A 6,419-nucleotide genomic window follows, 5' to 3' on the forward strand; every position below is an offset into this window, starting at 1 on the left:
ATTATCCCAAGGAGGCGGTCGAGAAAATACCCGTCTTTTATTTGACGCTTACAGTGCAATTTTGAAAAACTGTGAAATAAAACTGCATACGCGTGATAAAAAATGGAAAAGACTGTAAAAAGATGAATTTGTATACCAGTCGCTGAACGTATGTGCAGGATAAATAGACACGAACATTTGCACTATTTGTAGAAATTAATAAAAATCCTTACCGATTCAATACATTTTACACTTTTTGTGAAAGCGCTTTTTTCCGTTTGAACTATTGTTTAAAATAGTCGTAGGTCTCAGACCGCTTTCAGTTTTCCGGATTCGGGCAAATTATGACGGAAAACAAACCTAAGAAAGGAAGGATTCTGTGAAATTCCATAAAAGATTTGCGCTGGCTGCACTTTCTGCTGCGACTTCTTTAGGAACGGTTGTTACCGCTATGCCGGTGACGATTCAGGCTGAAGAAGTGAATTCCAACGCAATTTCCAAAGTTGAAAAGGGTTCGAAAGACAACGTGATTAACGTTACCTTCGCGGATGGCAATCAAGGGCGGATTACATTTCTCGAAGAAAGCATCTTCCGTTACAACATCGACCCAACAAAGCAGTTCTCGAAGTATGCAACGGACAGCGGCACTGCCAAAATCCAGGCACAGCCGGATGAATCGGGTACGTATACGCATCCAGCCGCTTCGATTGCAGAAGATGATGCTAAATTCACCATTTCCTGCGGCACTACGAAAATTGAATTTTCAAAAACCGACGGCAAAATGACCGTCAAATCCGGCGATAAGACGGTTATGCAGGAAAAGGAACCGCTTATCCTTTCGCCAAGCGGAACCGCGCAGAAACTCGTCTCCAATGAAGGCGAAGATTTCTATGGCGGCGGTACCCAGAACGGACGTTTCGTTCATACCGGCGAATCGATCTCCATTTCCAATACGAACAACTGGACCGATGGGGGCGTCGCTTCGCCAAACCCGTTCTACTGGTCCACAAACGGTTACGGTGTTCTGCGCAACACCTTCAAACCAGGTACGTATGATTTTGGTAAAACTACCGACGGCACCGTTTCCGCTCAGCATGAAGAGCGGGAATTCGACGCCTACTATTTCGTATCTGGCGCCGATGAAAAGGCACAGGTGTCCAAAGACCTGCTGCAGGATTACTTCAAAGTTACCGGCAATCCGGTTCTGCTTCCAGAATATGCGTTCTATCTGGGCCATCTGAACTGTTACAACCGTGACTCCTGGGATACAACCGGCAGTAAAGGATGGACAATCAAAGGCAGCGAACCTTCAACTTCTGCGGGAACTACGCTTTATGAAAACGGTAGGGCATCCGGATACATTTTGCCAGAAGGAACTCATGCGGAATCTCTGAACGGCGTAAAACCGACCGTCAATGCAGACAAATTCAAAGCAGCGGATGCGCCGCGTGAGTATTCAGCTCGTGCGGTTATCGACCGTTATCAAGCTAACGATATGCCATTTGGCTGGTTCCTGCCAAACGATGGTTATGGATGCGGCTATGGCCAGAATGGTTACGATCAGTCAGGCGGAACAGAAGCCGAACGACAGGCTTCTCTGGATGCCAACCTGCAGAACCTGCACGATTTCACCGAATATGCCAATGCACATGGCGTATCGACCGGTCTCTGGACACAGTCCAACCTGTCTCCAATCGCTTCCGAAAAACAGCAGCTCGTTCGTGACTTCAGGGGCGAGGTAAACACAGGCGGTATTACTACGCTTAAAACCGACGTAGCCTGGGTAGGTTCGGGCTATACCTTCGGTCTGAACGGCATCAAAACCGCTTACGATATCGTAACGGGCGACGTTTCCACTCGTCCAAACATTGTTACCCTAGACGGCTGGGCCGGAACACAGCGTTACGGTGCAATCTGGACCGGCGACCAGTACGGCGGAAACTGGGAATACATCCGTTTCCACATTCCGACATATATTGGTCAGTCCCTCTCCGGAAACCCGAACATTGGATCCGATATGGACGGTATTTTCGGCGGTGCACCAATTATCGCTACTCGTGACTACCAGTGGAAGACGTTCACCACGACTATGCTGGACATGGACGGCTGGGGCTCCTATGTTAAATCTCCATACACCCATGGCGATCCGTATACCGGCATCTCCAGAATGTACCTCAAGCTGAAAGCTCAGCTGATGCCATACATTTATACATCTGCCGCTTCGGCTGCCAACATTGAATTTGGCAAGGACGGCACCGGCAACAATGACCAGGGTCTGCCAATGATCCGTGCCATGATGCTCGCGGATGATTCTGACTATGCCGCTTCCAAAGCAACACAGTATCAGTATCTGTTTGGCGACGCGTTCCTCGTTGCTCCAGTTTATCAGGATACCGAGATGGATGAAGAAACCGGAAATGACGTTCGTAACGACATCTTCCTGCCAGGCGACGAAAACGATACCTGGATCGACTACTTCACCGGCGAACAGTACAAAGGCGGCCAGATCATTTCCAACTTTGACGCACCGCTCTGGAAACTCCCGCTCTTCGTTCGCGGCGGAAGCATTATTCCAATGTACGAAGAAAACAACAACCCGGTAGCCATTTCCGAAGACAACCCGGATGGTCTCGACAAGACAAAACGTATTGTTGAATTCTATCCGCAGGGAACAACAGACTACACCTTGTACGAAGATGACGGCATGACCGCCAACTCGACCATTACAGAAGATGATGACTACGGCACGATCAACTCCATCAACTACGGCGATCATGTCGAAACGCACTTTACTTCCGCTGTAAACGGCGATAAGGCAGTATTAACCGCTGAAGCCAGCAAGGGTACATACGAAGGCTACGATTCCAACCGCCAGACCAAGTTTGTTGTGAACGTATCCAAGAAGCCGACATCCGTTCAGATCAACGGTGCGGCAGGAAATGAAGTCGCTTCGCTTGATGCGTTTGAAAAGCTTGGCGAAAACGAATCCGGCTGGTTCTACGATGCAGAGCCAGAAATGAACAAATACGCTGGTGATGAAGACTTTGCGAATATGCATATCATCAATGCACCGAAAGTTTACGTGAAGTTTGCGAAAACGGATGTAAACAAAAACGCGCAGACCGCAACCATCAACGGTTTCGAAAATACGCAGGCATCCGGCAAGGATGTTCTCGTTGAGTCGATCCCGGCTCCAGTTCTGAGTGCTCCGGCAGAAGATAAAATTACTTCTTCTTCGATCGAACTTTCCTGGCCGGCAGTAGACGGCGCAACTGGTTATGACGTAATGGTCGGCAGCCAGATCTACCACACAGAAAAACCAAAACTGAAACTCAGCGATCAGCCATTCAATACCGCGTTTACGTTCAAGGCCAGAACCAGAACGGCAGACGGCTATTCCAACTGGTCCAGTGAACTCACCGTTTCTACTCTGGATGACCCGTGGAGAAATACCCCGACACCAGAAAGCATTACCTGGACTGGCGATATTTACGGCAACCACGATCCAGAACTTGCCTTTGACCACATTTATCAGTCCGGCGACGGCGGCTTCCACTCCGGCGGAAAAGCCATCGGCGAAAGCATGACCGTAGATCTTGGTCTGATCTATGATCTCGATTCGATCGAATACTATCCGCGTGACGACCGCGGCAACGGTACCATAACGTCCATGGATATCGCCCTCTCTCTGGATGGCGTACACTGGACCGATCTGGAGCGCCAGAACTGGGAACGCAGTGCCGAGACAAAAGTTGTTGACCTGAAAACGGCCAGCAATTCCGCAGCACGTTATGTCCGTCTGATTCCAAGAGCTTCGGTAGGCAATTTCTTCTCTGCCAGCGAAATCCGCATCAATAAGAAAGACGGAACCAACGGCTGGGCATTAGGAAGCAACCTGCAGCGTGCAGAAGTCAGCGATGCAGACTACTCGAACATGAAGAACTATCTGGGTCTCCAGAAATCCGAACCAGACACTTCGACATTCGACAGTCAGATCGCAGCGCATCATGCGGACCTGAACAACAACAACATTTACGACGTATACGATTACTCTTTCACCATGAAGGCACTCGATGGCGGAACGACCAAGGCAGGCGAACCGTCCGGCAACCTGTTCTTCATGGCCGACAAGACGACCTTCAATGCAGGAGATATCGTTACCGTTTCGCTTTACGGCAACAATATCCAGAATGCCAATGCTCTGGGTGCTCTCTTCAATTACAGCACGGACACGTTTGAAGCCCTCGTTCCAGGCGGAACATCCGGTGTAACCGGTTCACCGTTCCTTGGCGATATGGAAGACCTCAGCCGTGTAAGAACGTATACTGACAAGCACGGTACAGTCAACGTGGCCTTCGCTAACCGAGGAGATAAAGCCCTCTATTCCGGTACCCGTGTAGTGGCTGCCTTCCAGCTGAAGGCGAAGAAAGCCGGCACCAGTGCGGATATCAACCTGGCGCAGAACACAATGGTGATCGGCCCGACCGGTTCCTGCATCGATCGCACCTACGAGCATGGATTTGATCCAGATTCCGTTCCTGCTCCGCAGGATAAAGTGCTCGCACGTTCGGATCTGAACATGACGATCACCAACGAAGCCCTGCCAACGGATAACGGTACAAACGTACAGACTCTTATCCAGCAGGAAAACTTCGACGGACTCTTTAACGGCTCGGACGGCCGCGACTTTGAGTTCACATGGAAAACGGATGGATCTGCATGGGATGTAAATACCCATAAAGTTCCAGTGACCATCCATATGGGCTTAAAAGAACCGGCTCCGCTCAAGAGCTTCCGCGTGACGGCTGGCGCGCTTACCTCAAATGGTAAAGTACGTAAAGTCAGTGCAAAAATCACCTTTGCGGACGGATCGAAGGAAACCTATTCCGGCGGCAATTACGATCAGCCATCGACGGAATACACCTTCACTATCCCGGATGCTAAGAAAAACGTAAACGTTACAAACATCGATTTCACCGTTGAAGAAAGCGGCAGTGCAACGGCGAGTGATGCGGATCCGACCAACGGAACCCTTACGCTCTGCGAGTTCTACATCACCCAGCCGGGTGCAATCGCGGTTGAATCGATTACAGCCGATTCCACGAACAAAAAACAGCTGAACCTCGGTTCCATCAGTGAAGTGAACGCAACGGTTACTCCGTCGCAGGCTTCCGGCGTATTCACCGTTTCCTCTTCTGACGAAGATGTAGCTGCAGTTGACTGCGTACAGGATGGCGGCGACGTTACCTGGTATGTTATCGGTAAGAAAGCGGGTAAAGCGACCATTACTGTGGCTTCCGCAACCGACCCAGCTAAGACAGCGTCGTACGAAGTAGAAGTTGGAAACTTCATTGATCTTACTGAGCTGAACGCAGCCATCGCCCGTGCCGAAAAGACACTGGCAGACGGCATCGTTCTGGATTCTTCCAAACCGGATCTGGAAGCGGCTATTAAAAAAGCAAAAGACGCTCTCGCTTCCGATTCGCAGGATACAGTCGACTATGCGACCGTTGAACTGCTTAACGTTCTGAGTTCTCTGCAGTATCGTGCACCGATGAAGTCCCATCTGATCAACTACACCGGCGATGAAGGCGTAGTCGTAGACAGCGGTTCTTCCCAGTGCAACGATGAAATGGAAGGTGACGGCTTAGGTACATTCGACGCTTCCCTCGATAAGGATGAGTCGACCTACTGGCATTCCAACTGGTCGACCGCAAGCGGCATGCCGCAGTACGTACTCTACGATCTGGGCAAGTCCTATGATCTGACGGACGTATCGTTCCTGCCGCGCGTAGGACGCTACAACGGCGACATGTTCGAAGTGGAACTCCTTGCTGGAAATGACAAAGACAACCTGACTTCGGTCGGTACCTGGACATTTGAACACGGTGCAAAACAGCTGACCGACCGCGGATGGAAGACAATGACCTTCTCGAGCATAAATGCACGCTATGTTGAAGTGAAAGTCCTCAAGTCCGGCGGTGACCAGCTCGATTCCTATGCATCCATGGCAGAAATCAACTTCTATGCAGCAGAAGCCTTCAAGGCGGACGATGTGGATACCACACAGCTGAAACTGGCTGTCGATACCGCTAAGGCTCTCAATGCCGAAGATTACGTCCAGAACGCAGCATGGACTGCACTGGAGGATGCCATTGCCGAGGCAGAAGAAATGATTGAAAGCCCGAGAAGCCAGGCTGTAGTCAACAGCATTGCTCTCAAGCTCAACCAGGCTCTGCTCAATGCCCGCATCAAACCAAGTGCAGAAAAACTTGCCTAACTGAACTAACCGGATTTCATCGAAGCGCTTCGAAAATCCAATTCAGGCTTTATAAATGGCGGCAGCCCCAGACGGGACTGCCGCTTTTTTGAATGGAACGACAAAGACCGTAAGTGTCAAACAATCGACGGGTATACGCGAGACTGAATATTAGATACGC

1 protein-coding gene is annotated in these 6,419 nt (G+C 50.1%); it reads left to right on the forward strand.

What is annotated here, in order from left to right; translation table 11 throughout:
* The first annotated feature begins 358 nt into the window (after window positions 1–358).
* The gene (locus tag ACLUYS_RS09035) at window positions 359–6,259 is read left to right on the forward strand and encodes a discoidin domain-containing protein (protein WP_412659657.1); all 5,901 of its coding nucleotides are present in this window, start codon (window positions 359–361) and stop codon (window positions 6,257–6,259) included.
* The last annotated feature ends 160 nt before the right edge of the window (window positions 6,260–6,419 follow it).

This window comes from Allobaculum sp., assembly GCF_047010065.1.
Taxonomy (GTDB): Bacteria; Bacillota_I; Bacilli_A; order Erysipelotrichales; family Erysipelotrichaceae; genus Allobaculum; species Allobaculum fili.